This window comes from Dyadobacter sp. SRI_021, from assembly GCF_057586235.1.
Genome location: NZ_JBYCZM010000005.1, coordinates 555,890 through 582,245 on the forward strand (window position 1 = coordinate 555,890; position 26,356 = coordinate 582,245).

22 protein-coding genes are annotated in these 26,356 nt (G+C 49.6%); 15 read left to right on the top strand and 7 right to left on the bottom strand.

The annotated features are described in order from the left end of the window. Positions 1 to 11 precede the first annotated feature (11 nt). Together AC2YIT_RS18560 and AC2YIT_RS18565 are read left to right on the top strand one after the other, a co-directional pair. Positions 12 to 239, top strand: a complete 228-nt coding sequence (locus tag AC2YIT_RS18560) for a DUF433 domain-containing protein (protein WP_487280137.1) — start codon at positions 12 to 14, stop codon at positions 237 to 239. After that, positions 239 to 595, top strand: a complete 357-nt coding sequence (locus AC2YIT_RS18565) for a DUF5615 family PIN-like protein (RefSeq protein ID WP_487280138.1) — start codon at positions 239 to 241, stop codon at positions 593 to 595. Before AC2YIT_RS18560 ends, AC2YIT_RS18565 begins: the two co-directional genes overlap by 1 nt. Here AC2YIT_RS18565 and feoB read toward each other — a convergent pair. Both feoB and AC2YIT_RS18575 read right to left on the bottom strand, forming a co-directional pair. Then, positions 592 to 2,727 carry a ferrous iron transport protein B gene (feoB, locus tag AC2YIT_RS18570; protein WP_487280139.1) on the bottom strand — a complete coding sequence of 712 codons (2,136 nt, stop codon included), beginning with the start codon at positions 2,725 to 2,727 and terminating at the stop codon, positions 592 to 594. The genes AC2YIT_RS18565 and feoB overlap by 4 nt on opposite strands. 28 nt (positions 2,728 to 2,755) lie before the next feature. Then, entirely contained in the window at positions 2,756 to 2,983 is a 228-nt protein-coding gene (locus AC2YIT_RS18575) for a FeoA family protein (protein ID WP_430850902.1), read from the bottom strand. A gap of 260 nt (positions 2,984 to 3,243) precedes the next feature. Here AC2YIT_RS18575 and AC2YIT_RS18580 point away from each other — a divergent pair, with 260 nt between their 5' ends. From AC2YIT_RS18580 to AC2YIT_RS18605, 6 genes are all read left to right on the top strand, one after another. Next, positions 3,244 to 3,906, top strand: coding sequence for a heme exporter protein CcmB (locus AC2YIT_RS18580; RefSeq protein WP_430850900.1), 663 nt, complete (start codon positions 3,244 to 3,246; stop codon positions 3,904 to 3,906). A 45-nt stretch (positions 3,907 to 3,951) separates the two neighbouring features. Next, positions 3,952 to 4,635, top strand: coding sequence for a cytochrome c biogenesis protein CcsA (ccsA, locus tag AC2YIT_RS18585; protein WP_430850898.1), 684 nt, complete (start codon positions 3,952 to 3,954; stop codon positions 4,633 to 4,635). Between the two features lie 77 nt (positions 4,636 to 4,712). Then, positions 4,713 to 4,937: a CcmD family protein gene (locus tag AC2YIT_RS18590; protein ID WP_430850896.1), complete on the top strand. Its 225-nt coding sequence runs from the start codon at positions 4,713 to 4,715 to the stop codon at positions 4,935 to 4,937. Positions 4,938 to 4,943: 6 nt separating this feature from the next. Next, a complete protein-coding gene (locus AC2YIT_RS18595) occupies positions 4,944 to 5,378 on the top strand; it encodes a cytochrome c maturation protein CcmE domain-containing protein (protein ID WP_430850894.1) in 435 nt (144 codons plus the stop codon). Next, positions 5,375 to 7,975 carry a cytochrome c biogenesis protein CcsA gene (ccsA, locus tag AC2YIT_RS18600; protein ID WP_487280140.1) on the top strand — a complete coding sequence of 867 codons (2,601 nt, stop codon included), beginning with the start codon at positions 5,375 to 5,377 and terminating at the stop codon, positions 7,973 to 7,975. Before AC2YIT_RS18595 ends, ccsA (AC2YIT_RS18600) begins: the two co-directional genes overlap by 4 nt. Positions 7,976 to 8,137: 162 nt before the next feature. Further along, positions 8,138 to 9,517, top strand: coding sequence for a flavin monoamine oxidase family protein (locus tag AC2YIT_RS18605; protein ID WP_430850890.1), 1,380 nt, complete (start codon positions 8,138 to 8,140; stop codon positions 9,515 to 9,517). Here the strand turns inward: AC2YIT_RS18605 and AC2YIT_RS18610 are convergent. Beyond that, complete coding sequence (locus tag AC2YIT_RS18610) at positions 9,514 to 12,066, bottom strand: TonB-dependent receptor (RefSeq protein ID WP_487280141.1); 2,553 nt, start codon at positions 12,064 to 12,066, stop codon at positions 9,514 to 9,516. The genes AC2YIT_RS18605 and AC2YIT_RS18610 overlap by 4 nt on opposite strands. 233 nt (positions 12,067 to 12,299) lie before the next feature. Between AC2YIT_RS18610 and AC2YIT_RS18615 the strand changes: the two genes are divergently transcribed. Together AC2YIT_RS18615 and AC2YIT_RS18620 are read left to right on the top strand one after the other, a co-directional pair. Further along, positions 12,300 to 12,599: a DUF3817 domain-containing protein gene (locus tag AC2YIT_RS18615; protein ID WP_430850886.1), complete on the top strand. Its 300-nt coding sequence runs from the start codon at positions 12,300 to 12,302 to the stop codon at positions 12,597 to 12,599. A gap of 42 nt (positions 12,600 to 12,641) precedes the next feature. After that, positions 12,642 to 14,819 carry a DUF5916 domain-containing protein gene (locus AC2YIT_RS18620; protein WP_430850884.1) on the top strand — a complete coding sequence of 726 codons (2,178 nt, stop codon included), beginning with the start codon at positions 12,642 to 12,644 and terminating at the stop codon, positions 14,817 to 14,819. Here the strand turns inward: AC2YIT_RS18620 and AC2YIT_RS18625 are convergent. Together AC2YIT_RS18625 and AC2YIT_RS18630 are read right to left on the bottom strand one after the other, a co-directional pair. Beyond that, positions 14,816 to 16,225 carry a leucine-rich repeat domain-containing protein gene (locus AC2YIT_RS18625; protein WP_487280142.1) on the bottom strand — a complete coding sequence of 470 codons (1,410 nt, stop codon included), beginning with the start codon at positions 16,223 to 16,225 and terminating at the stop codon, positions 14,816 to 14,818. The genes AC2YIT_RS18620 and AC2YIT_RS18625 overlap by 4 nt on opposite strands. A 235-nt stretch (positions 16,226 to 16,460) precedes the next feature. Next, positions 16,461 to 17,435 carry a polyprenyl synthetase family protein gene (locus tag AC2YIT_RS18630; RefSeq protein ID WP_487280143.1) on the bottom strand — a complete coding sequence of 325 codons (975 nt, stop codon included), beginning with the start codon at positions 17,433 to 17,435 and terminating at the stop codon, positions 16,461 to 16,463. Between the two features lie 243 nt (positions 17,436 to 17,678). On the opposite strand from AC2YIT_RS18630, the gene AC2YIT_RS18635 reads away from it, so the two are divergent. Both AC2YIT_RS18635 and AC2YIT_RS18640 read left to right on the top strand, forming a co-directional pair. Next, a complete protein-coding gene (locus AC2YIT_RS18635) occupies positions 17,679 to 18,677 on the top strand; it encodes a patatin-like phospholipase family protein (protein WP_487280144.1) in 999 nt (332 codons plus the stop codon). 3 nt (positions 18,678 to 18,680) lie between these two features. Then, positions 18,681 to 19,571, top strand: a complete 891-nt coding sequence (locus AC2YIT_RS18640) for a glycerophosphodiester phosphodiesterase family protein (protein WP_487280145.1) — start codon at positions 18,681 to 18,683, stop codon at positions 19,569 to 19,571. A 148-nt stretch (positions 19,572 to 19,719) separates the two neighbouring features. Here AC2YIT_RS18640 and AC2YIT_RS18645 read toward each other — a convergent pair whose 3' ends face one another. Next, positions 19,720 to 23,073, bottom strand: a complete 3,354-nt coding sequence (locus AC2YIT_RS18645; protein WP_430845341.1) for a TonB-dependent receptor — start codon at positions 23,071 to 23,073, stop codon at positions 19,720 to 19,722. A 497-nt stretch (positions 23,074 to 23,570) separates the two neighbouring features. On the opposite strand from AC2YIT_RS18645, the gene AC2YIT_RS18650 reads away from it, so the two are divergent. Then, complete coding sequence (locus AC2YIT_RS18650; protein WP_487280146.1) at positions 23,571 to 24,347, top strand: alpha/beta fold hydrolase; 777 nt, start codon at positions 23,571 to 23,573, stop codon at positions 24,345 to 24,347. Here the strand turns inward: AC2YIT_RS18650 and AC2YIT_RS18655 are convergent. After that, a complete protein-coding gene (locus AC2YIT_RS18655) occupies positions 24,340 to 24,771 on the bottom strand; it encodes a hypothetical protein (RefSeq protein ID WP_430845339.1) in 432 nt (143 codons plus the stop codon). The genes AC2YIT_RS18650 and AC2YIT_RS18655 overlap by 8 nt on opposite strands. 80 nt (positions 24,772 to 24,851) lie before the next feature. On the opposite strand from AC2YIT_RS18655, the gene AC2YIT_RS18660 reads away from it, so the two are divergent. Together AC2YIT_RS18660 and AC2YIT_RS18665 are read left to right on the top strand one after the other, a co-directional pair. Beyond that, positions 24,852 to 25,556 (top strand): SAM-dependent methyltransferase, encoded by a 705-nt coding sequence (locus tag AC2YIT_RS18660; RefSeq protein WP_487280147.1) that lies wholly within the window; start codon positions 24,852 to 24,854, stop codon positions 25,554 to 25,556. Positions 25,557 to 25,646: 90 nt separating this feature from the next. Then, complete coding sequence (locus tag AC2YIT_RS18665) at positions 25,647 to 26,342, top strand: hypothetical protein (protein ID WP_487280148.1); 696 nt, start codon at positions 25,647 to 25,649, stop codon at positions 26,340 to 26,342. Positions 26,343 to 26,356 lie beyond the last annotated feature (14 nt).

A 26,356-nucleotide genomic window follows, 5' to 3' on the forward strand; every position in this document is an offset into this window, starting at 1 on the left:
CAGCTAAAATCATGGAGTATCTCGAAAGAATCACGATCGATCCCGGCATCTGTCATGGCAAACCTTGCATCAGAGGAATGCGCTGGCCTGTTGAAGTGATTATAGATATGCTCGGCTCAGGTATGTCGATTTCGGAGATTCTCGAAGATCATCCGGAACTTGAAAAAGAAGATATTTTGGCTAGCTTAAACTATGCCAAAATGCTGGTATCCGGTCGCACCATCAATGAAGCTGCATAATGAACTTCCTTTGCGATGTTCATATCCCTATTAAACTGGCGAAGTTTCTCCAAGCCAGAGGTCACTCAGCAAAGCATGTAAACCAACTTCCTGCCAAATGGCATACCGGTGATTCCGAGATTTGCGAAATAGCGGATAGGAACGAATGTATTGTTATTACCAAGGATGAAGACTTCCGAGCATCATTCCTGCTCCGTCGAACGCCCCGAAAACTAATCCGCATTAGCCTTGGGAACATTTCAAATGCTGCATTGATCGAACTATTTTCGGAGCATCTTGCATTAATTGAAGGCGTTGACCAGAACCAGTCCTTCTACCTCGAACTGGGCAAAGTCAACACTCTCTACACATTTTAACTCAAAATCTGATAAACCAAAAACGCCGATCCGTACGCCAATACCATCAGGTAAGCCAGTTGGATCAGCGGCCATTTCCAGCCGTGGGTTTCGCGGTAGACGACTGCGATCGTGCTCATACACATCATCGCGAATACGTAGAACATGAGGAGCGAGTAGCAGACCGCCGGCGTAAACATTTGTCCGCCGGTTTCAGGATTTTTTTCCTGAACAAGGCGCTGCTTAACGGTAAGGACGTCCTCTGTATCGCCGCTGATGCTGTAAATCGTGGCCATCGTACCGACGAATACTTCGCGTGCGGCAAACGATGCCAATAATGCAATCCCGATTTTCCAGTCATAACCCAGGGGTCTGATCACCGGCTCGATGAAACGGCCGAACTGGCCCGCATAGGAGCTTTCCAGGCGGGCAGACGCAACCGCTGCGTCGATTTCTTCCTGTGGCGCGGTGGCCATGGAGGCTACTACCTGCTGCTCGGCCAAATTCATGCTGTCCCCCGGGCCGTAGGACGCCAGTACCCAAAGGATAATAGAGATCGCCATAATGACTTTACCAGCTTCCAGTACAAACGATTTCACGCTTTCGTACATCATAAACCCGACATGCCCCCAGCGCGGCAGCTTGTAGGATGGCATTTCGAGCATAAAATAGCTCGGCTCCCTTCTTGGAATAAACAAAGAGAGAAACCACGCTGAGCCCAAAGCGCCAAGCAAACCCAGCAGATAAAGCCCGAACAAGGCAATTCCCTGCATGTTGAATATGCCCAGTACCTTCGTTTCCGGCACTACCAATGCAATTAATATCGTAAAAATCGGAAGACGGGCAGAGCAGCTCATCAATGGTGTCACCATGATCGTGAGCAAGCGCTCATACCGGCTGCTGATGCTGCGGGTGGTCATGATAGCGGGAACGGCGCAGGCTACACCCGAAATGAGCGGCACCACGCTGCGGCCATTAAGCCCGAAACGACGCATGAGCTTGTCCATGATCACCATAACACGGGCCATATAACCCGATTCTTCGAGGATGGCAACCAATGCAAAAAGGATCGCGATTTGGGGGATAAATATGATAATACCACCGATACCGGCCATGATACCGTCGGTAATGAGGTCGTTCAGCACACCTGCGGGTAATGTGCCTTTTACCCATTCGATAGCAGCGGCGGTACCCGCGTCGATCATATCCATCGGATAGGATGCCCAGGCAAAAATGGCCTGGAATACGACCAGCAACACCAATGCAAACGTGACATACCCCCAAACCCGGTGCAGCAAAATGCTATCCAGCTTGCGCGTCCAGTAAGGCTGCTCGGTGGCGCCGTCGGACTTAACCGCTTTGGAAACGATGGGTTTGATTTTCTCGTAGCGGGCGATGGTTTCGTTCGCGAGGAAATTATTTTCGTCGAAACCGTATTTCTCGATCAACGCGTCGAGCTTGGCTCTTACCGGCTGTTCAAGGAAGGAGAAATTGTCGTGCTGGCAAACATATTGGAGCGCCACATAGTCATTTTCCAGCTGATGAATTTCCTTCACCTCATTGATCAGCCCTATTTCACTTTCTTTCGGCTCGTAGAAATATCGCAGCGCAGGCTTTTCTGTGCGCTCCACAACCTGCTTCACCGCCTCTTTCAATCCCTTCATACCTTCGCCTGTACGCGCATTAATGCGCACGACAGGTACATTGAGCTGCATCGCGAGCTGCACCGCATTCACGGCCAGGTTCATGCTCTCGGCAACGTCCAGCATATTCAATGCGAGCACGGTAGGAATACCGAGGTCGTTGATTTCGGTAAAAAGCAACAGGTTCCGTTGCAAATTGGAGGCGTCGGCTACGATCACCACCACGTCCGGGAAGTCGGGGTGTTTGGGGTTGGCAAGAATGTCCATTACCACCGCCTCGTCCCGTGATTTAGGGTAAATACTATATGTACCCGGCAAATCGACGAGCGTTACGAGGGCGTCGTCGTGCCCATTATCCCCTGCAATGCGGAATGTCCCGGATTTCTTTTCGACCGTCACCCCCGGAAAGTTGCCCGTTTTCTGGCGCATTCCGGTGAGTGCATTAAATAGCGTAGACTTGCCGGCATTCGGGTTACCTACCAGCGCAACTTTAATATTTCCCTGTTTCAATGGAGAGGCTGTATGCGGAACGCAATCTTTACTCTAATTCAATCACTGCGGCTTCGTTCAAACGCAAAGACAGGCTGTAATTCCCGCCGACGTTGATGCAGATCGGGTCACCGAAAGGCGCAATCGCATCCAGACGCACCTCACAGCCCGGCAAACAGCCCATTTCGAGCAGTTTGAGGGACATTGCACGGTCTGCGAATGATTTGATTATGCCTTTTTCACCCTTTTTGAGGTGGGAAACGGTACGAGCCGACATACGTTCCTTATTTAGATTCATTTTATTTAAAGTACAAATAAAGCACTCTCAGACGGTAAATCAAACTTTACTTCTTTTAATGTGCCTACCGTTCGCCAAATCATTCAAAATCCTGAACGTTTTATTATTTCCCTCGGGCTTTGTGTCGTACTTTTGCAGCGCGAAACGAAGTACCGGAAGCCGGAAAAAGCGACGCTGGTTACATTATAACAGCAAACAGAAAGCCGGACGCTGCGAGCCGATGGCCCACACCAATCACCTTGAACGAGATTAAGACCCTGATCTGGAAAGAAGTAACACTCGAATGGCGCCAGAAATACGCGTTGAGCGGGATGTTGCTGTATGTGGTCAGTACGGTGTTTGTCTGCTACCTCAGTTTCAACCTCCGCAGAAATCAGCTGACACCGATCGTCTGGAACACATTATTCTGGATTATTTTGCTTTTCACAGCGGTCAATGCCATTGCCAAAAGTTTTTCACAGGAACGCCACGGGCGCCTGCTCTATTATTACAACCTGTGCAGCCCTCAGGCTATTATCATTTCCAAAATTATCTATAACTCGCTGGTAATGGCGGTATTATCGGTACTTGGGTTTGTATTTTATGCATTTGTGATGGGCAACCCGATCCAGGATAACGGCCTGTTTTCGATCTGCATCCTACTGGCATCCACCGGTTTTGCTTCCGTTCTCACACTCATAGCGGGCATAGCTTCCAAGGCCGACAACAGCGCTACGCTCATGGCCGTGCTCAGTTTCCCGATCATCCTGCCGATGCTTTTAATGACGATCCGTTTGGCCAAAAATGCCATGGATGGTCTCGACTGGTCGGTCAGCGCCGATGAAATCACCACACTATTATCGATCGATCTGATAGTAATTACGCTCTCTTACCTGCTTTTTCCTTATTTATGGAGAAGCTGAAAAACAGCAGGTTACAGGGCATAACTTTTAAAGTACTAGTTTAAAATGAGAAAGATCTGGTGGAAAATCCTCTGTGTCGTGATCATCTTCTACGTGATCATCATGGGATTTATCGGTCCCGTTCCACGCCTTGCCATTATCAATGAAAGTATCCGCAACACCTACTTCCACGTAGCTTTATGGCTCGCCATGACTACGCTGCTTCTGCTGTCGATGGTATTTTCAATCCGCTACTTAATGAAGGGTAGCATTAAAGACGACGATATTGCCAGCGAGGTAGCAAAAGCCGCTATTTTCTTTGGGATATTAGGCTGCTTAACCGGTTCGGTGTGGGCCAACTACACCTGGGGCGATCCCTGGCCGAACGACCCGAAACTGAACGGCGCAGCAGTAGGCATCCTCATTTACCTCGCCTACCTCTTGCTCAGAAGCTCCTTTGAGGACGAGCAGCGCCGTGCCCGGATTTCTTCGGTTTACAACATTTTTGCATTCGCCGTTTTCATCCCGATCATTTACATTCTGCCCCGCCTGACCGACTCTTTGCACCCGGGCAGCGGCGGCAACAGCACGTTCGGGTCTTATGATTTCGACAACAATATCCGCAAGGTATTTTACCCGGCAGTGATTGGCTATATCCTGCTCGGATTGTGGATTGCTGAACTTCGGATCCGCATCAAGCAGATCAATCGCGTGCGGGAGGAAGCACTCATCGAATCGGGCAAGCTGTAAGCATTTTGGCCCGAATTAGGTTTTTTACAAACGTTTCAAAGTAAATTTTCGTTAAGGTTTAGTCCATCATATATACAATGAAAAGAATTTCCCTCATCCTCCTGACATTGCTGGCGGTTTCCGGCAATTTGTTCGCGCAGGCGGGCGACACTTCCGTTGAAATGGCCGACAGGCTCCGCGCCGACGGTAAAATATGGGTCGTGGTGGCGGTAGTTGCCGTTGTTTTCGCAGGATTGGCGATCAACCTGTTCCGTATTGATTCCAAGTTGAAAAAGATTGAAAAAGACCTCAATATCAAGTAAGCCCCTATGAAAAAGATACAGATATTCGGATTGGTGATCATCGCGGTTGCAATTGGTATTATCGTTTCAACTGCCGGTGATGCAAGTACTTACGTCGATTTCACGAAAGCCAAAGAAATGGCTGCGGATGGCGACAACGAGAGCATTCACGTTGTAGGCAAACTCAAAAAAGACGCGGCAGGACAGATCCTGGAAATGGAATACCGGCCGGAAATCGACCCTAATCTGTTCGTTTTCACATTGGTCGACAACAACAATGTGGAGCAAAAGGTGGTCTACAAAAACACCAAACCGCAGGATTTCGATAAATCCGAGCAGGTCGTAGTAGTAGGAAAAATGCAGGACGGCTCGTTTTCGGCCGAAAAAATCCTCATGAAATGCCCGTCGAAATACGAGAACGGTAAAATGGAAACCACGGAACATACTGCAAAACAATCATGATTCACAGTACGATCGGAAGTGCAGGACACCTGCTGGTTATAGTCGCGTTTGTAACGGCCATTCTGGCGACGTTCGCTTATTTTAAAGCGGGCATTGCGGGCGGTACCGTAGAGGAGACGCAAACCTGGAAAAAGTTTGCACGCGGCGTCTTCTGGGTCCATCTGGCGGCCGTGATCGGGGTGGTGTTCTCGCTCTACTGGATCATCGGTAACCATTATTTTGAATACCATTACGCCTGGAAAAACTCGTCGCTTTCCCTGCCGACCGGCTACACCATTTCCAGCTTCTGGCAGGACCAGGAAGGTAGCTTCCTCCTCTGGATATTCTGGAACGTGGTACTCGGAGCGACGTTAATCTTCACCAACCGCTCGTGGGAAGCGCCGGTAATGACCGTTTTCGCGTTGGTACAAGCATTCCTTACCTCGATGATCCTGGGTGTGGTAATCCCGGGCCTCGACCTTAAAATCGGTTCTACGCCGTTTCTTTTGCTGAAAGAGGTAATGCCCGACCTGCCTGTTTACAAAATGGACCCGAATTTCATCCCGAAAGACGGTAATGGCCTCAACCCACTGTTGCAAAACTACTGGATGGTGATCCACCCTCCTACCCTGTTCCTCGGCTTTGCGAGCACGCTTATTCCGTTCTCGTTCGCAATTGCGGGTCTTTGGAGCAAAAGAATCAATGAATGGATCCGCCCTGCATTGCCATGGTCGTTGTTTTCGGCACTGGTACTGGGGGTAGGTATATTAATGGGTGCTTACTGGGCTTACGAAACGCTCAATTTTGGTAGCTACTGGAACTGGGATCCCGTTGAAAACTCTTCTATTGTGCCCTGGCTCGTGCTCGTGGCGGCGGTACACGTGATGATTATCGCGAGACGGAATGCGACTGCATTGAAAACGTCCTTCATTCTTACGATCGCGACATTCATTCTTGTTCTTTACTCGACATTCATGACCCGCAGCGGGGTATTGGGTAATGCTTCGGTGCACTCGTTTACCGATCTTGGCCTTTCAGGTCAGCTGCTGATTTACCTTTTCACCTTCATGATCGTGTCGATCGGCTTGCTGGTCGCGCGCTGGAAATCATTGCCGAGCGACGAAGAAGAGGTGTCTACCTACTCGCAGGAATTCTGGATTTTCATTGGCGCTACGGTGCTTTGCCTTTCCGGCTTCCAGATCATCGCCACAACGTCTATTCCGGTTTACAACAAAATCGCCGAGGCATTCGGTACCGTACTGAACATGGCGCTGCCCGCCGACCAGGTGGCGCATTACAACAAGTTCCAACTCTGGTTCTTCGCATTGATCATCGTTCTCACCGGCGTAGGCCAATATTTCTGGTGGAAAAAAACCGGCAAAGGCAAGTTGCAGGCATTGTACAATCCGCTATTAGTGGCATTGCTGATCAGCGCGGCGGTGATCACTTACAAGCAAGTTCGCGATATTCAATACATTGCATTGCTCACGACTTCGATTTTCGCGATCATTGCCAATGGCAATATCCTGTTAAACATTATCCGTGGTAACTACAACCTCTCCGGAGGTGCTATCACACACATCGGCGTAGCACTGATGCTGATCGGTATTTTGTTTTCGTCGGCTTACACCAAAGTCGTTTCAATCAACAACTCCGGCCTGATGATTTCCCGCAGTGAGGAATTTACTGCTAACGACAACAAGGAGAACAAAGAAAACATCACCCTTTGGCTCAACAAACCTGAGAAAATGGGCGATTACATGCTTACCTGGCGTGACGTGCGCGTGGAACCGCGCCACATTCCGGGTTACATACCGAAGAGCTGGGTCGATATCGTAGAAGGTGATTACCACGCCGTGGCATTGCGCGACATCGAGGTAAACGGCCAGAAATACAACAAAAAGGGCGATACCCTCGAAATTTTCCCTGAAAACTTCTATTACGAAATCGAATACCGCGAGCCTTCGGGCAAGATATTCACGCTCTTTCCACGTGTGCAGATCAACCCGCGCATGGGTGGTATCGTTTCTTCGCCGGATATTCAGCGTAAAGTCGATAAGGATTTGTACACCTACGTTTCCATGGTGACTAACCCAACCGCCGAGCCGGTTTGGAGCCAGAGCGAGAACTTTACCATCAACCTTCGCGACACATTCTTCGTAAACGACTACGTAGCCATTCTGGATAATGTAGTCCGCACCGAAGAGGTAGAAGGCATCAAACTCGGCCCAGGCGATGCAGCTGTGAAGGCGATCATCCGCGTACTGGATAAAGACAAGGAGTTTGTGGTAACCCCATCGTTCGTGATCCGCGATCGCATGGTAGCACGCAAGCCGGAGGTAAGCGATGAGCTCGGCATGCGCATTCAATTTAACGAAATCAACCCGCAGACAGGCCAGTTTACATTTGGTGTAAATACTACCCAGCGTGATTTTATCGTCATGAAAGCGACCGAAAAGCCGTTGATCAATATCCTGTGGCTCGGTACATTCGTGCTGGTCATCGGCTTTGTAATGGCTACTATCCGCCGGTTCAGGGATTTTGTCAAAATGCGGAACAAGGAAACTGCTGCTACGGAGCCTAAGGCCAAAGTAAAGCCGAAGGTACAAACCGCGTAAGCGATTCATTTGAAATACATTACAAAGCAGCCCGGACTTTAACAACCGGGCCGCTTTTCTTTTGAATACCAGAAACTAAGTAAATCTGCCTCTCGCTAAAGGTTTGTTTGAGCTGCGTATATAGGTAAGTAATTTGAGGTACTCAATCGACCTCATTACATCATGGACAAGCCGCAACAATCCTCCCGGCGCGAATTTCTGCGCCAATCCGCCCTGCTTGCAGGTGCCTCAATTCTCTCCACACGCTCTTTCGGAAGCATCTACATTGGCAAGCAAGCCCGCGTGATCGTGATCGGCGCCGGGTTCGCCGGGCTGGCCGCCGCCTATGCCCTCAAACAAAAGAATGTGGATGTGACCGTCCTCGAATCGCGTAACCGCATTGGTGGCAGGGTATTCTCCCATACCATTGATCCGAAAGAAAACCTCGTCGTAGAACTCGGCGCCGAATGGGTAGGCAACTCGCACGAGCGCGTTCGTGCATTGTGCGACCAGTTCAAAATACCGTTGCTCAACAACCAGTTCGATACCCACCTCATTTACCAGAACCAATATTATAAAGCCAACGCCTGGGATTTCACGGATAACTGGAAGGCCAAAATGAAGACGCTGCTCGAAGGCTACAAAAAGCTGGACGAAAAGCAGAAAATCGAGCTCGACAGTATCGATTGGTGGCGTTATCTCGTGAACAATGGCTGCGAAGGTAAGGACCTCGTCTTCCGGGAACTGCTCGACAGTACCGATTTCGGTGAGAGCATCCGGCACGTGTCGGCCTACATCGCATTGGCCACATTTGCAGAGAGCAGCGAAAAGAATGAGATGGATTTGAAAATGCAGGGTGGCAATGCCATGCTAGCGAAGAAGTTTGCGGAAGGGATTGGAAATGATCGCATTCTGACCGGCCACGCCGTGAAACGCATCGAACAGAAAGATACCGTGAAGGTAACCTGCGAAAACGGCAAGACTTTCGAGGCCGACAAGCTTATCTGCGCGATTCCGACATTTGCTATCCGGAACATTCAGTGGGAACCGGGATTACCGGCTGAAAAGGTACAGGCGATTAACGAGCTGCAATATGCCCGCATCAACAAGAACGCCATTCTATTCAAAAAGCGCTTCTGGAAAGATGAGAGCTTCGACCTCATTACCGACCAGACGCCGCATTACTTTTACCACGCTTCCAAAAATCAGCCATCCCAAAAAGGTGTGCTGATCTCCTACACGATCGGAGAAAAGGCCGAACTGATCGCTGCACAAAACGACGCGTGGCGGAAACAAATGCTGGCGCAAACGCTTAGTCCCTATTTTCCCAAAGCGAAAAAACTCATCGAATCACAAGCCAATTATTACTGGGGAACCGACAAGATTTCGCAAGGTGCATACGCCATGTACGGCCCGAACCAGTGGTACACCACCCGCCCTGCCTTGCAGAAGCCTTTCCTGCACACCTCTTTCGCCGGCGAACACCTCGCCGACTGGCAGGGGTTCATGGAAGGCGCGGTAGTCACCGGCGAAATGGCGGCGGCGGAAATCATCGCGGTTTAGAACCGCAATCCCAACCTGGTAAAGAAGAACGCCCCGTTGCTGCCCATTTGCACAGGGTCCCAGGCTCCGCCCGATTCCGTCAGTGCGGGCTGGAATTTGTCGGGGTACACGTTCAGGATATTGCTGCCGCCGATGGAGAGCGATATGTTTTTGGTGAATTTGTAATTCAATGTAAGGTCTGTCTGGATTTTGGGGCTGTATGTATCAATCATATAGTCCCAATTCGCCAGCTTGATTTCACCGAAACGGATAAACCGCAACATCGCGCTGAACTTGCTCACGGAGTAGTCGAATGTAAGGTTGATCTTCGAAGGCGGCGCCGATGCGAGTACGAAATGGCGTTCGCGGTCGTCGAAGTAGATATCCTCTTTGCCCGCCAGCTTAGGCACGGTATTCACCGGCCCCAGTTCCATCCAGTTGAAGTTGGCAGCCACGGTTGTGCTGAGCCTTCCGGCTCCCATCGCCGCAGAATGTGCCACAATGACGTCCAGCCCCTTGGTAGTGGTGTATTCCAATGCATTGGTAAAGAATTGTGCCTTCCCTACCCGCAAAGCTTTCAGCAGATCACCGATGTCCTCATCGTCGTCGCTGAACTGGCCGGTAAGCACCACACGGTCTTTGACTTTCACATAATAACCGTCCACAGTCACCGAAAGCCCCGCCGCTGGTGTGAAGGTGATCCCCAGGCTGCCGTTCAGGGACGTCTCCTGTTTCAACCGGGGAATACCCAATGCCTGGGTTACGGCACTATTATTGTTGGCAAGCAGTACTTCGACAGCCTGGCCGTTCATGAAATTGGTAAATGTCGAATTGAAATACTTCTGGGCCAGCGACGGTGCGCGAAAGCCGGTACTCACCGACCCGCGCAGTGAAAAAGCCTCGGTAACTTTGTAACGCAAGCCCAGCTTACCATTTAAAGTACTCCCAAAATCACTGTAATGCTCAAAGCGACCGGCAACATCCATGAGGAACTGTTTGGTAACATCCGCTTCCAAATCTACATATGCCCCTACATTGGAACGGCTGTGGTTGGTCACATCCGCCGGGCTGTAACCGGGGAAGCCTTGCGAGCCACCTGCGAACTCGGGGTCATAGTTACGATAGGAAGCCTCCTCGCCTGCAAAGATCTTGTAGCGTTCCTTCCTGAATTCCGCCCCGAATGCAATATTCAAGCCCTGCATCACGGTTTTATAATACCTGCTGACATTCAGATTGACCACATTTTGCCCGAGTTGAAAACCACCCGCGTCGAACGAAGTCTGCGAACGCTCTCCCAGCGACCTGTTCAGTGAATTTTTCACGCCAAAATGAAACTTGTTGAAGCCATAGGTATTACTTAAATCGATATCCCACGATTTCCAGACCCCACGTATGCCCGCAGCCACGGAGCGGTCTTTAATTTCGCTCGTAATGATCGGATCAAAGCCGTTCGGGTAAATGGAAGGGATATTCCGGTCGTCGTCCGCAAAACGCGTCCACGCGTACGCATCGCCCTTGCGCTCGTTGATACCTCCGAAGCTGTAAACCTGGAAATTGCTGCCCACCGGTATTTTCGCATTGTAGTACACCGAGGCATTGCGGATTTCCGGGTCGCCATACTGCCGCCGCGCAAGGTCCGACTCGCTGGTCACGGTATTGGCACGGTTGGTGTGGTCGCGGGAATTGTAATCGGCCGTCACGTTAAGGAATCCCTTTTTCGCAATTTTCACACCGTAGTTTGCATTGATATTGTAATTCAAACCGTCGAACTTCTTATCATCAAACCGGTACTTAGCCTTGAACATGCCCGCATTCGCATTCACAGCCAGTTGATTAGTCGTTTCTTTCAACACAATATTGATGACCCCCGCAATCGCATCTGAGCCGTATTGCGCGGCGGCACCGTCGCGCAGTATCTCGATACGCTCAATGGCCGCGGCCGGGATCGCATTCAGGTCGGTGCCGGTGTTGCCCCTCCCACGCGAGCCGAAGAGGTTCACCAGTGCGGACTGATGCCGCCGCTTACCGTTAATGAGCACCAATGTCTGGTCCGGACCAAGCCCACGCAGTGAAGCGGGGTCGACATGATCGGCGCCGTCGGAGCCCGTCTGGCGGTTAGAGTTAAAAGAAGGCGCGGCGAATTGTAAAAGCTGGTTCACATCGAGCTGCCCTTGCTTGGTGGTTACTTCGCGGATGTCGATCACATCCACAGGCGCAGGCGTGTCGGTCGAAGAGCGGTTCAGGTTCCGGGAACCGACCACCGTCACCTGGTTCAGTACCGTGGCGTCAGCCAGCGCAAAGTCCTGGGTGGCGGCGCCGTCCAATTCCCTTTCCATTTTGTTGTAACCTACATAGGTTACCACGAGTGTCGCATTGTTATAGCCTACTGTAAGGCTGTATGCGCCGGTTCCGTCGGTGACGGTTCCATTTCCGGTACCTTTTTCCAGCACAGAAGCGCCAATCAGCGGCTCACCCTTTTCGTCGGTAACCTTCCCGGTTACTTTCAGGCCCTGCGCATAACAATAACAGGAGAGGAACACGAAAAGCCATGTTTGGTAGATTCGTTTCATAATATCGAGATAAGGTGCTATTATTACCAATAATGCAATTTTTAGCCTTAAAACAAATATCATTCAGAATAAAATTTTTCAAAAACCCAATTCTACCAAATTTACCTAAACTACCAGTTACATAAATACAAAATGTAATATTTCCGGGCAAAAGCTTTTTTGAAGTTCCTGCGTTTCAAGGAGCTTGATGCGTATCTTTGCCGGTAAATTGTATTCCCCTATTCTGATTTCCTATGGTATCCGAACTGATCAAATCGGCATTAGGCCGTCTCCGTATCATTGCATTTCTTGAAGGCATTTCTTTTATCGTACTCCTGGGCGTCGCGATGCCCCTTAAATATTTTGCGGGAATTCCACAGGCTGTGCGCATTGTAGGCATGGCGCACGGAGTACTCTTTATCCTCTTTGTGCTCCTGCTCATCCAGGTTGCCACTGAAAAAAGCTGGTCTTTCAAAAAATCGGCCTTATCGTTCCTTTCTTCGCTGGTACCATTCGGGACTTTCTATGCAGATTCCCGCTGGTTCAAAAACTGAGTATTCATGAACCTTTTATATTCCTAAACATCCCTTGACCAAGTGCTACGTACCTTTATCCTAACCCCTTTCATTTTCTGTTTCATCATTTTTCAAAGCATTGCCCAGAAACCGAACGAAAACTACCAGTATCACATCCATTCCGCCACTTCACCCGTCAAAGTCGACGGGGTAGCGGACGATCCCGCGTGGTCGGCAGCCGAAACTGCCAAGGACTTTTTCATGATCACGCCGATGGACACCAGCTTTTCCAAGGCCCTTACGGACGTGAAACTGTGTTATGACAAACACAACCTGTACATCCTGGTCATCAACTACAAGCCGGTCAATGGCTCGCTGATCGTCGAATCGCTCAAACGTGATTTTGCATTCGGAAAGAACGATAACTTCCTGCTTTTCATGGACACCTTCGATGACAAGACCAATGGCTTTTCATTCGGTGCCAATGCAGCAGGAGCGCCGTGGGACGGCCAGCAGGGCGACGGCGGTACCGTCGACCTCAGTTGGGACAACAAGTGGGTAAGCGCGGTGAAGAACGAAGACGATAAATGGGTCTGGGAAGCAGCCATCCCGTTTAAAAGTATCCGTTACAAGCCGGGTATTACGCGCTGGGGAATCAATTTCAGTCGCCAGGACCTGACAATCTCCGAAAAATCGTCGTGGGCGCCCGTTCCGCGTCAATTTCCGTCGGCCTCGCTCGCGTATACGGGCGTGCTCGTGTGGGACACGCCTCCGCCCACGCCTGGCCCGAACATTTCGGTGATCCCATACGCAGCCATGCGTATGACGAAGGACTACCAGAACGATCTTCCTACCAAATATAAGCCCACGATCGGGGGTGATGTAAAAATCGGGCTTACCCCGTCCCTCAACCTCGACTTGACCGTCAACCCGGACTTCTCGCAGGTAGATGTGGACGTGCAGCAAACCAACCTCGACCGTTTCGAGCTCTTCTTCCCCGAGCGCCGGCAGTTCTTCCTCGAAAACGCCGACCTTTTCGCGAATTTCGGGTACGCTACCATTCGGCCGTTCTTTTCGCGGCGCATCGGTTTGGGTGTACCCATTCAGTTTGGCGCCAGAATGAGCGGCAAAATCAATAAAAACTGGCGTATCGGCGTGCTGGATGTGCAAACCGGCGCTAACGATACGTTGACGCCGCATAACAACTACGCTGTGTTTGCATTGCAACGGCAGTTGCTGGCACGTTCCAATGTGCGTTTCATATTCGTGAACAAGGACGCGACGAATTACACACTGGAAAGGCATTCGGCCACCAACCGTTACAACCGGAACATCGGTGCGGAGTTTAACCTGGCGAGCGCCAAAAACCTCTGGACCGGGAAAGTAATGTTCCTTAAATCATTCACACCTGGTAAATCCTCCGACGACTTCACGCACGCGGCCGACCTGAAATTCACGAAAGCGAATTTAATATGGCAATGGCAGCATGAGTATGTGGGTAAGAATTACAATGCGGAAGTAGGCTATGTACCCAATGCCGTACGAATGGGTTATTACAAGATCAGCCCCAATGTAGCCTATCTGTTTTTCATTAAACACAACAAAATCATCAGCCACGGGCCCAAGCTCGTAAGCAATGTTTACTGGGACAAGAAGTTTGACGTCAGCGACAAGGAATTCATTTTGTCCTACAACATTAACTTCATCAACCGGGCAACGGTGGCCCTATGGGGTTCCAGCAACTACGTGCGCCTGCTGCGACCGTTCGATCCCACCAATCTGGGCGGCTCCACCCTCGCTACCGGTACCGAGCATAACTGGAAAGCCGTTGGTTTTGACATCGTTTCGGGGCCGCAAAACCGCTTTACCTACCTTGCATCGGGTATTTTGGGCGGTTACTACCAAAATGGCAAACGCAACAACCTCAAAGCTGAACTCGGTTACCGCGTGCAGCCTTACGTAGCTATTACCATGGCAGGCAACTACAACGATATCCGGCTTCCGGAACCGTGGAAACGCACGCAGCTTTGGCTCGTAGGCCCGCGGGTAGACGTGACGTTTACGAACAGCCTCTTTTTCACGACATTCATGCAATACAACAATCAGGCCGACAACATCAACCTGAATGCTCGTCTGCAATGGCGCTACAAGCCGGCCTCCGACCTTTTTATCGTGTATACCGACAACTATCTGCCTGAGAATTTCAGGGTCAAGAACCGCGCAATTGTATTGAAATTCACCTACTGGTGGAATCTCTAATAAAACACTTCGATATTCTTGCTTTTAAGCTGGCTCAACTGATCGCTGTATTTACGTTCGGCGTCCTGTCCTAAAAACGGGTTGCCGCGTAAATGCAGCTTATCGAGCTTGCGGATCTGCAAAAGCTGTATGGGAAACTCCGGAAAGTTATTGGCTGAGAGATCCAGCTCCTGCAAACTGGTAAATGCTGTGAGTTGCGACGGGAATGTCGTCAGCCAGTTGTACCCCAAATCCACAATACGCAACTTCTTCATGCGCGTAATACGTTCGGGAAGTTTGCTAAGGTGATTATGATGGGCGTATATGGTATGCACGCTTTTCAGTTTATCCATGCGCTTCGGCAATGCCGTAAGCTGATTATGCGATACAGCAAAATGCGTCAGGCGTTTCAGGTTTGCGACCGACTTTGGCAGGGTTTCCAGTTTATTATAATACAAATCCAGCACTTCCAGGCCGCGCATTTTGCCGATCCCTTTGGGTAATGCGATGAGTTCAGCTTTGTAAAAATTGAGATCTTTGACTTGTCTCAGCCTTCTGAAGCTGGCGTTCGTCAATCCGGTCATCCGGTTATTGCCGAGCCAGAGGGTTTCGAGCTTTTTGCAGTTCCGGGCGGCCCGTGGAATATCGGTAACGAGGTTCATTTGCAGGTTGAGGAGTGCCAGCGATTTATTTTTACTAATGGCAATGCTGTTATCTCGTAATATATTTCTGCTCAGGTCGAGGTGCCGTAGCTTGGGCAGACGCGCCATGTCGAGGTTGACGGTTTCAAGGTCGTTATCGCCCAGAAACAGCTCTTCCAGGTTGGGGAAGCGGTATATTACCTCAGGAATGCTTGTAAGTAAATTCTGCCCAAGCGCCAGCGTCTTCACTTTTAATGTGTCTTTCGTCGCTATTGCATCGGCCAGGCCATGCACCACACTGTCCTTTTTAACCTGCGGTTCCGCGGGGGGCCGGGTATAGAAACTAACGAAGACAGTGATGGCCGTTTTAGTGCCGATAGTCCTGCGCGAGACAAAATCGGTGAGATAAGGGGTGAGCTGCTCGGAAACGGCCGCCGCGAGTGAGTCGGCTACGGAGGCATCCTCCTGTTTCTTCCCGTCCGCTGTCCGAAAGCCCCGCGTAACGCTCAAAACGAGGTAATCGATCTTACCCTCCGCATTCAGGTAAAGCGTGTTCCAGGCCATGTATTCCTTGTATCTATCCGTTCGAACGATTTTCTCGTAGATGTTCTCGAATACCGTCCTCACACTGTGCGGAGTTTGATTCACCGGGCCTTCATTATTCTGATATTCCCGATTTAATTTCTGTGCAAGCTCTTTGGTGACATCTTTCTGCAACAGAACCACAGGCTGGGCCAACAACCCAAGGCTGACGGCAAGAAGAAAAGTAGTAAGGAATATTTTCATGACAGACAGCATTAAGTGAGTACACAAACATAACTAAAAAGATAGTTATATTATTATACTTACTTATATATTTTCTGTCAGAAGTAATTTTGAATGGTTGAATGATTGAATGATTGAATTAAAAAAGGTCAAGTATAGTCAAGCGTGGTCAGGTATTGTTTTTGACAACTCACGACTATTTCTGACTCAATGACGATTTATTCGGTCATTCAGTCATTCAATCATTCAATCATTATTATTTACTCCGCTCAATGGTGTATTGCACCAACTGTTCGAGCGAGCGGCGGTGTGGTGAATCGGCGAATTCGTTCAACAGGGCGAGCGCTTCTTTTACATACCTTTCCATCACCTCTTGCGCGTAACGCAATCCGCCCGATTCTTTCACGAATGCGATTACCTCGCTCACTTTATTGGGCTTGTGACTTTCGTTGCGAATAATATTGATAATGCGGCGCTTTTCGAGCCAGGACGCATGGTTGAGTGCGTAAATGAGCGGGAGCGTCATTTTTTTCTCCTTGATATCGATCCCCAACGGCTTGCCGATCTCATCCTCGCCGTAGTCAAAAAGATCGTCCTTGATCTGGAATGCCATGCCAACTTTCTCCCCAAATGCGTGCATCTTTTCCACTACCTCCTTTGCAGCCCCGACCGAGCTCGCCCCGACGGCGCAGCATGAAGCGATCAGCGATGCTGTTTTCTGCCGGATGATTTCGTAGTAAACCTCTTCATTAATATCCAGTCTGCGGGCCTTTTCGATTTGCAGCAGCTCGCCTTCGCTGAGCTCGCGGACGGCGGTAGAAACTATTTTCAGGATTTTGAATTCTTCGTGATCCACCGAAAGCAACAACCCGCGTGACAGCAGGTAATCGCCCACCAGTACGGCAATCTTGTTTTTCCACAATGCATTCACCGAGAAGAATCCACGACGGTAGTTCGAATCGTCCACAACGTCGTCGTGTACAAGGGTAGCCGTATGCAGCAGCTCGATCATCGCGCCGCCTCGGTAAGTCGATTCGGCAATATCACCACAAACTCCAGCGGACAGGAACACGAACATCGGGCGCAGCTGCTTGCCTTTCCGCCTCACGATGTAGTTCATGATCTGATCCAAAAGCATTACTTCGCTTTTCATAAACTGGCGAAACTTCTGCTCGAAAGCTTTCATTTCATCCGCAATAGGAGCCTGGATATCCTTTATTGAAAGGGTCATATTCATGTACGAGGGCTAAAAGGTCCCTCCTGATAATAAAAGGACGCGAACAGGGGCATGAGTTTGTGAAAATGTTCGTTTAACCCTCTGAACTCTGATCTTCAAATTTGGAATAAAATCTTCTGTTTACATCAATTTTAAATCGAAAATGTTTAGAATTGGACAAAGGCCTGGGCATCAAAAACGGCCGACTGCCGACTGCCGACAGCCGAAGTACAAACTAAACCACGTAAACCAGTCCATATGAAAGCACTCGTTCTCGGCGGAGGGTCCATGAAAGGAGCATTTCAGGTAGGCGTCATCCAGGCCATCCTGGAAAACGGCTTCGAGCCTGAAATGGTCTACGGAATTTCAGTAGGCTCGCTGAATGCTACATTCCTGGCGAATGAAACCGGCAAGCAAATGGCCGAAAATAAGAAGATAGATTGGCCACTGGCAGGCCGCAAGCTGCTCGAATTCTGGATCAAGAATATCACCCAGCCACAGGACATTTCCACCTTGCGCTCCCGGGTAATGCTGGGGATGAACACGCTTATGAGCCGTTTCGATGGCATCGTGGATCCGTCGCCGCTCCACCAGCTTGTCCGTAAGCACCTCAACGACGATTACCTTCGTGATACACCCATTAAAGTGAAAGCCGGGGCCGTGAATATCGAAACCGGGGAAATGAAATATGTCTCCACGCAGGACCCGCATTACGTGGATTTTGTGTACGCCAGCTCTTCGATACCGATGCTGATGCCCGCCGTCGAAATCAACGGCCAGCTTTATCTCGACGGCGGCTTGCGCGAGGTCGCACCCATACGCGAGGCCATCGAGGACGGTGCGACGGAGATCATCCTGATCGGTTGCCATTCCCCCCTGCTCTACCAGCCGGAGGGCATCAACACGCGTAACCTGATCACGTTGATCGAGCGTGTACGCGACATTACCGTGAACCAGATCGTGAACAACAATATCCAATGGGCCGAGTCGTATGTCGACCGCTCGAACCTGCGGGGCAAGCCCATGAAACTAACGGTGGTAAGGCCGCTGACCCCGCTCTTTCTCGATTTACAGCATTTCAATTCGGAAGACATTTCCCGGCTGATCATCGAGGGCTATCGTGCAGGTGTGGAATCAATTTTGAAAGCCGAAAAAGGCGGCGACTCCGCTATCACCGACCCCGCCATTAACGGCTCCGCCATTCGCGACGCCTCTAAGCACGGACCACGCCATACCGAATCAAATAATGTGACATAAACAATGAAGAAACCAATCCGGCTAGCCCTTGCAGCACTGCTACTGGCTGCCCTTTCACACACTGTCCAGGCCCAAACCGGCGACTGCCAGTTCAAGGATGCCGAAGCACTGAAAAGCTATCTGAAACCCGGCAAACGCACCACGCCTTTAATCATGGCACATCAGGGTGGTACCGAAGACGGTTATCCCGGCAATAGCATGGCCACCTTCGAGCGGACGTACTCCAAAGTGCCTTGCGTGCTCCTGGAAATTGATGTCCGCGCAACCGCCGATAGCTTGCTGGTGATCTTACACGACGACGACCTGGCATTAAAAACCAACGGAAAAGGTTTGTTGAGTAAAAAGAAGTGGAAAGAAGTCAGCAAACTGAGGTTAAAAGATCCCTATGGTTCCATAACGGAGCACCCCATACCCACATTTCAGGAGGTGCTGAACTGGTCGGCAGGCAAGAATTTCGTACTGATTGTTGACAAAAAGCCCGAAACGAGCATTACGCAAACCATCAAAATGCTTCAAGGAACCGGGAACCTTTATAAATCCGTATTGATCTGCTACTCATTAAAAGAAGCACAAGTGGCCCATCGGCTGGCCCCTCAACTTATGCTGGCGGTTGGATTCAATAGCCCGGAACATATTGACGCCGTCGAGCAATCGGGATTACCATTGGAACAGCTTGTAGCGCTCACACCCCGCGAATTGCAGGAAAGCTCCTTTTACCAGCGCATTCACGATCTGAACGTTACCTCTTCGCTTGGGACCAACGGCAATATCGATACGCTTCAAGTCGCCGAATCAAGGCCATTGTACCAAAAGCTCCGGGATTCAGGCGGCCCGGACATTATCTGCACCGATAATCCGATTTTGGTGCAGAGCATTTTTTATAAGAAAGATTGAGGATTGAAGGGAGGAAGAGCAAGATGTCAGTCTGAGCGGAGTCGAAGACAGTCCGTATGGCAAGTCTTCGACTCCGCTCAGACTGACATTCAACAAAAAACGAGCCCGCATTGCTGCGGGCTCGTTGCTATCAGAAGGCTTGCTATTCTTAGTTGAAGATATAACGGATACCCAACTGCGCCTGCCAAACGTCGTTGATCGTTCTTGACTTCACAAATGCGTCACGCAAAAGGACTGTCTCGCCATTCACTACCTGCGTACCCATGCGGTAGGCAGGAACACCCTGCGCATTTACGCTTGCAAAGTTGAGCGGGTTAGATTGTGTACTGTTTGAAGAAGCGGTTACCTGGTTGGCTACACCCCACTTGTTATTGATCATATTACCTACGTTGAAAATATCGGCACGCAGGCGAATGATATTTTTCTTATCCTTCTTGCCCACTTTCACATAGAAATCCTGCTCCACAGTAAGGTCGAAACGGGTCAGCCATGGATAAGCACCACCGTTACGCTCCGCGTATTTACCTTTTCTTTCTTTCAGATAAGGATGGTTGTCGATGTATTTCTGGAATGCTTCTGCCTGCTCCTCTGGCGAGAACGTGTATGTTTTGCCGTTTGCAGTGGTAGTCAAAGTAGAGAAAGTAATGTCGGTTGCTTTGTTTGGAACAAAGATCAGGTCGTTGTTCTGACCATCGCCGTTCATATCGGTAGAGCTGATGTAAGAGATTTTAGTACCGCTTGAAGATACGCCACCCAATGTTACCATCGTAGCACCACCGAATTTACCGCCATATTCTTTGCGGTAAGAAACATAACCTACAAAGCGGTGACGAACGTCGTTGCCTGAATAAGCGAGATCGAGGTAGTTCAAGCCATTTACTCCCGGCACGTTACCTTCCACTGTTGAAGATACCGAAGCGATGTCCTTAGCCATACCGTAAGTATAACCCACCATTCCACCGAAGCCGCGTGTAGCAGGTTTTTCGAGTTTACCCGTCAAAGAGTAAGAATATCCCTTGTTGGTGTTGGTCAGCACGTAAGTGTTCGAAACCTGGCTTGAAATCATACGCGCTGCCGTTGCCGCACTGCCGCTAAGACCAGAAGCCGGGAAACGATCGCGGGTATCAGGACCTGCAAACTGAGCATTCGGCGCTTTCAGGTTCACGTCAATGTAACGAAGTGAATTGTAGTTTTTATTGAAAATACCTTCCACGGTCGCTACGACGCCCCAGCCTAGTTGCTGGTCGATACCAATGTTGCTTTTCCAGATTTGCGGGAATTTCAGGTCTTCATCCGATGCATTCACCTGGTAGCCTTTAAGTGGTGTTGTAGTGTTCGTCGGATTGTAGCGCGATGGATCGAGTGTGAAAGGATATGCGGTAGTATTGTTTCCTACAATCGTTGCAGAGTTCACCCCATTATTACCCAACTGGTTCGAAATCAACACATAAGGAATACGGGAAAGGAACAAACCGGTTCCACCGCGGACCTGTGTGGTACGGTCGCCTTTTACGTCCCAGTTGAAGCCTACCCGTGGCGAAAGGTAAATGCGTGATTTTGGAACATTACCTGTATTCACATTGTAAGGGTCACCATTCGGCGATCTGAATACAATGGTATCCACTACAGCATTGTAATACTGTTTGGAAGTGTTAGGCATATTGATGTAGTCCGCGCGAAGGCCGGCAGTCAGCTTGAAGTTTGGCGTGACCTGGAACTCATCCTGCGCATACAAGCTGATCGTTTGCGTTTTGAATGTCTGCCATGGAGCAGCGCCGCCTGGAAGCAATGAGTAGCGGTAGTTGAAACGAACTACGGTGTCAGGAGCGGTCGTCAGGTTAGGATTAGCCAGGTATGCATTCGCTGCATTCTTGAAATCCTGGATAGATTTGAATACCCAAACACCATTTGAAGTCGGGAAAAACAAGTTGTTCGACTTGAAGTGCTCGTATGACGCGCCTACTGTGAATGTATGCTTTCCTGCGAAATAAGTCAGGTTGTCTGTAATGTTGAAAGTCGCGTAATCCAGACGGTTGTTAGGTGTAAATGGATCCGAACCGATAGTGGTGTAAGTCGATCCGTCTTTCTGGATTTCGATCGTCGGGAAGATCGGTGCTTTGTATTTACGGTCTTCGATTTGCTTGTTGAAGGTACCGATCAGGTTGTTGGCAAATTTACCGCCGAAGTTCGAGTTCAACTCCGCTACGAATGAACGGGTGTTGTCCTGGATAATATAGCCGGTGTTTTGCGGGGAAATCGCCGAAAGCGAGTTTGTCCGGTTACCGAAACCTGCCGTGTTGGAGCTGTTCGACTGGCTGATCAGCACGTCCGAATCCGAATCGTGGTGCGAGTAACGCAATGTCAGCTTGTGCTTGTCGCTGATGTTATAATCGATGCGACCGAGGAATTTCTTGCTTTTGTTCTCATTATTAAAGCCGTCCAATGCACCCACATTGTAGTTGAACTTCTCTTGCATAAAAGAAGCCAGGTCCTGCATATCCGCCAATGTGGTGCGGGAAACGTTTCCACCCGATTGGCCGCGGTTCAGAACGAAGTCCAAAGCAGGGCTTGAACGTTTTACAAACTCGCCATTTACGAAGAAGAACAATTTGTTCTTGATAATCGGACCGCCCAGACGGAAACCGGTTGTTTTTTCGTTGAATTCGGCAACCTTGAATTCAGTACCGTCGATTTTCTTTCCTGCCAGGCTCTTGTTCTTAAAGAAGTGGAAAACCGAACCCGAGAATTCGTTAGTACCTGAACGAGTTACAGCATTGATACCCGCACCCGCGAAGCCCGACTGGCGTACGTCATAAGGAGCGATGTTGATCTGTACCTCTTCGATTGCGTCCAGGGAGATCGCCGTTGAACCCGTACGACCACCTGCCTGCGCTTCGTTACCGAGACCGAAACCGTTGTTGAACACGGAACCGTCGATGGTGAAGTTGTTATAGCGGCTGTCCTGCCCGCCGAATGAGCGGCCATTGCTGTAAGCATTGTACTTGGTGATGTCGTTCAGCGTACGTCCGAGCGTAGGCAGGCTCGTAATGAGGCCTTTGTTGAAAGTAGTGGCGGCACCGGTACGGTCGGAGCTGAAAATGTCGCTTCCCGCACCGGTAACAATCACTTCTGCAAGGTCTGTGCTGCCATCTTTCAGTTCGAAGTTGACGTTGGCAGCGGTACCGAGGTTAGCGAAAATGTTTTCCTGAGATTGTTCATTAAATCCTACAAAAGAAACGGTCACTTTATAAGGACCTCCCACGCGCACCGCGGGGATCGTGTAAAGCCCTTGCTCGTTAGTTACCGAGCCATATTTTGTTCCTGACGGTTCGTGGACCGCTACGACCGTGGCGCCTGGGAGCACCTCGCCTTTGCCGTCTGCAACACGTCCCGTAATCGCTGATGAAGTAACCTGGGCTTGTGCTGTCGGCCCCAATAGAGAGAATAGAAATGCGGTAACCGCGAGGCACACCGCCCGGAAGAGTAAACTTTTCCCGTTCATAAATTTGGTGATTTGGTTTGTAAGAATACTAGCGGATTCATTCAAGGAGGATGAATAATTGATGCAAAATAATAGCTTTTTATATTCACAAACAAAAGGCTAAATCCTACTAAAATGCAATACTAGTCTTCATAACTCTCTGATCTATTGAAATAATGCAGATTCCTGCACCAATACTTCAATATTTTTCATTTTATCAAATCATTAACAAATCCGGAGAAGGGCCAAAGGCTTTTGAAGAGCGGATTGGAGACAGAAAAAAGATTTTTTATCTAGGAAACCAGCAATTATTGTACCATGAGATAACCCGCGTTTAACAAATTGTTAAATTTTAGAAAGGCCGGATTTTTTTTTCCATACCGGAATTCCTTGCAACCTTTGTATGATTATGGCTGTCGGCCTTCGGCCTTCGGCTTTCAGCTTTCGGCTGTTTGCCTGTTGAAATAAATAGCTGACAGCCGAAAGCCGACAGCCGAAGTACTACATTGAACTAAACTATGCAACTCAATTTCAAACAAATAGGTGAAACGGGCAAACCTCTGATCATCCTCCATGGCGTTTTCGGTTTTCTCGACAACTGGCTTACCATTGGAAAAACGCTTTCAGAACAAGGTTACCGCGTTTACCTCGTCGACCAGCGCAATCACGGACGCTCCCCGCACGAAGGCCCGCTCAACTTTCCGACGCTTGCGGCTGATTTAAAGGAGTTTCTCGACCAGCAAAATATCGAATCTCCGATCCTGATCGGGCATTCGATGGGTGGAAAAACGGTAATGGAATATGCAGTGACCTATCCCGGGACATTCGATGCCCTGGTGGTCGTCGACATCGGGCCCAAAGCCTACCCCATTCACCATACCAAGATCCTGAAAGGCCTGAATGCGATACCGATTGATGAGATCGAAAGCCGCAACCAGGCCGATGAAATACTGAGTGAATACGAGCCGCTACTGGGCGTGCGGCAGTTTTTGCTGAAAAACCTTTACAGAAAGGACGAGGGCGGGTTCGCATGGCGCTTCAACTTGCCGTTGCTCACGACCGACATGGCCAATGTCGGCGCACAAATTAAATCCAATGCGCCGGTAGAGACACCGACGCTATTTATGCGGGGAAGCAATTCCAATTATATTCTGGATGAAGATCTGGAAGGTATCCTCGACCTGTTTCCCAATGCACAACTGAAAACGATCGAGGGCGCAGGGCACTGGGTGCAGGCTGAGCAGCCGAAAGCGTTTGTCAGCACCTTGCTGGAATTTCTAAATAGCGCTATCTGACGTATTTCATCCTGGGCGAGTTGCACGTGCCTATAATAAGCTGATCATCACTGATCGATATTTCCCAGGTGGGGCAGGTAATGCAGTTCAGCAGTTCGCATTGGGGATTATTGGGCAACGCGGTTGCGGGTTTCACATCGAGGAGGGTACCATTGATAATCATCGTGGCGGGTGCGCAGCATCGGGGCGTTCCGTTGGCGTTGAGCACCACACCGTCAGCACGAAATATCAACGAATCAGATTTGGCAGCTTCAATCGGCTCCCAGGTACTTTTATTATCGAGTGAAGATCTTTCCACTTCGATAGAATGCCAAATGCCTGACACCGTCGTGAAAGCGGAATTAGGCGAAAGGTCATTGAAGCTATCCTTTTTACAAGACAATAACCACACCAGGACCAGGGGTATGTATAATAGTCTTTTCATACTTATTAAATAATTTTATTTACTCCGTAGATTCACAATCAGGACTTTTGGTTGGAAAGGATTGAAAAATTGAGACACCTATGAACGATTCCGGGATTTCCCTGTACTTAATCCCCACAATACTGGCGGAAGGCACCCAAAACGACGCGCTCGCTCCCCAGGTCAGGGATGCCGTGCAGCATCTGGATGTTTTCTTCGTGGAAAATATCCGCACTGCCCGGCGCTTCATCAGCAGCCTGAAACTTGGCAAAGTAATCGACGAGCTGACATTCATCGAATTGAACAAGGATACGCCCGAAACGGAAACCGTTGCATCACTGCGAACCCTTTCAAAAAGCGCCGGTGTTATATCGGAAGCGGGTTGCCCGGGCGTAGCCGACCCCGGTGCAGTGGCAGTCCGCATTGCGCACGAGTTGGGGATACGAGTAGTGCCGCTGGTTGGGCCGTCGTCCATTCTGCTGGCTTTGATGGCTTCCGGGATGAGCGGGCAATCGTTCGCATTTCACGGTTACCTACCCATTGATAAAGTGCAACGCAAGAAGGCATTGCAAACTCTTGAAAGAAACGCAAGGCAATTTCAGCAGACGCAGATATTCATGGAAACCCCTTTCCGTAACAACCAGCTGCTGGAAGCGGTGATCGAAGCTTGCTCGCCCGACCTGGCATTATGCATCGCCGCCAACGTCACCGCACCGGACGAGCTGATCAAGACCATGTCCGTCAGGAAATGGAAGGCACAAAAGCCTGATCTGCATAAAATTCCAGCTATTTTCCTCATCGGATAGGCTTTTGGTGAACACTCTTTTAATTTTGCCAGTTACAACGCAGAAAGATTTTCCCGGGTCTTTCGTTCTTTTTGCAAACTGTTATTCATCTTGAAAAAATATATTCTGATAGCCATCCTGGCCGTAGCCGGACTCTGGGGTTGTAATGAAGACAGCCTAGATGCGAACATTACCGTCGATTCCAATTTCCAGTCAGGAACGGCAGGGGAAAATGGCTGGACGGCCGAATATGCAGGATATGCATCAACCGCCGACTCTTCCCAACTGGATACGGTAGCTGCTACGGCGCTGCTCCCAAGGGGCCTCGACACTACGCAATATGGTTTCCGGATCCTGTCGAGGTATTCGAAAGGCAATATGTTCAGTTATATCAAAAAGCGTGTAACGGGTTTTAAACCTAACAAGCCTTATGAAATGACACTTCAAGTCGACCTGGCAACCAAGTATACCGCAAGCGCCATTGTCGACAAGGTGACGTTCAAATCGGGGGTATCCACAAATGAGCCTGTGACTAAGAAACTGACTTCCGGTATATACGCGTTCAATCTGGACAAAGGTACTGGCACACAAGTGGGCAAGGATGTGCTGCTCAGCGGGAGCATTGCAAGTACTAACCCCGACACCCGGTATTATACATTATTAAGGTATTCCAATGACGGGCAGCCCGTTACTGTAACCACCAACAACCAGGGCGAGCTATGGTTTTATGCGGGAACCGATTCGGATTACAAGGATACCACCATATTTTACTTCGACCGCATTATAGCACGGTTCAAAGAACTGTAAAGTGTTTTGTAAAT

Excerpts from the sequence above, each read along its gene's own strand:
- AC2YIT_RS18560 (WP_487280137.1), top strand. The coding sequence starts at position 12 with ATGGAGTATCTCGAAAGAATCACGATCGATCCCGGCATCTGTCATGGC.
- AC2YIT_RS18565 (WP_487280138.1), top strand. The coding sequence starts at position 239 with ATGAACTTCCTTTGCGATGTTCATATCCCTATTAAACTGGCGAAGTTT.
- AC2YIT_RS18575 (WP_430850902.1), bottom strand. The coding sequence starts at position 2,983 with ATGTCGGCTCGTACCGTTTCCCACCTCAAAAAGGGTGAAAAAGGCATA.
- ccsA (WP_430850898.1), top strand. The coding sequence starts at position 3,952 with ATGAGAAAGATCTGGTGGAAAATCCTCTGTGTCGTGATCATCTTCTAC.
- AC2YIT_RS18590 (WP_430850896.1), top strand. The coding sequence starts at position 4,713 with ATGAAAAGAATTTCCCTCATCCTCCTGACATTGCTGGCGGTTTCCGGC.
- AC2YIT_RS18595 (WP_430850894.1), top strand. The coding sequence starts at position 4,944 with ATGAAAAAGATACAGATATTCGGATTGGTGATCATCGCGGTTGCAATT.
- ccsA (WP_487280140.1), top strand. The coding sequence starts at position 5,375 with ATGATTCACAGTACGATCGGAAGTGCAGGACACCTGCTGGTTATAGTC.
- AC2YIT_RS18605 (WP_430850890.1), top strand. The coding sequence starts at position 8,138 with ATGGACAAGCCGCAACAATCCTCCCGGCGCGAATTTCTGCGCCAATCC.
- AC2YIT_RS18610 (WP_487280141.1), bottom strand. The coding sequence starts at position 12,066 with ATGAAACGAATCTACCAAACATGGCTTTTCGTGTTCCTCTCCTGTTAT.
- AC2YIT_RS18615 (WP_430850886.1), top strand. The coding sequence starts at position 12,300 with ATGGTATCCGAACTGATCAAATCGGCATTAGGCCGTCTCCGTATCATT.
- AC2YIT_RS18625 (WP_487280142.1), bottom strand. The coding sequence starts at position 16,225 with ATGAAAATATTCCTTACTACTTTTCTTCTTGCCGTCAGCCTTGGGTTG.
- AC2YIT_RS18630 (WP_487280143.1), bottom strand. The coding sequence starts at position 17,435 with ATGACCCTTTCAATAAAGGATATCCAGGCTCCTATTGCGGATGAAATG.
- AC2YIT_RS18635 (WP_487280144.1), top strand. The coding sequence starts at position 17,679 with ATGAAAGCACTCGTTCTCGGCGGAGGGTCCATGAAAGGAGCATTTCAG.
- AC2YIT_RS18640 (WP_487280145.1), top strand. The coding sequence starts at position 18,681 with ATGAAGAAACCAATCCGGCTAGCCCTTGCAGCACTGCTACTGGCTGCC.
- AC2YIT_RS18645 (WP_430845341.1), bottom strand. The coding sequence starts at position 23,073 with ATGAACGGGAAAAGTTTACTCTTCCGGGCGGTGTGCCTCGCGGTTACC.
- AC2YIT_RS18650 (WP_487280146.1), top strand. The coding sequence starts at position 23,571 with ATGCAACTCAATTTCAAACAAATAGGTGAAACGGGCAAACCTCTGATC.
- AC2YIT_RS18655 (WP_430845339.1), bottom strand. The coding sequence starts at position 24,771 with ATGAAAAGACTATTATACATACCCCTGGTCCTGGTGTGGTTATTGTCT.
- AC2YIT_RS18660 (WP_487280147.1), top strand. The coding sequence starts at position 24,852 with ATGAACGATTCCGGGATTTCCCTGTACTTAATCCCCACAATACTGGCG.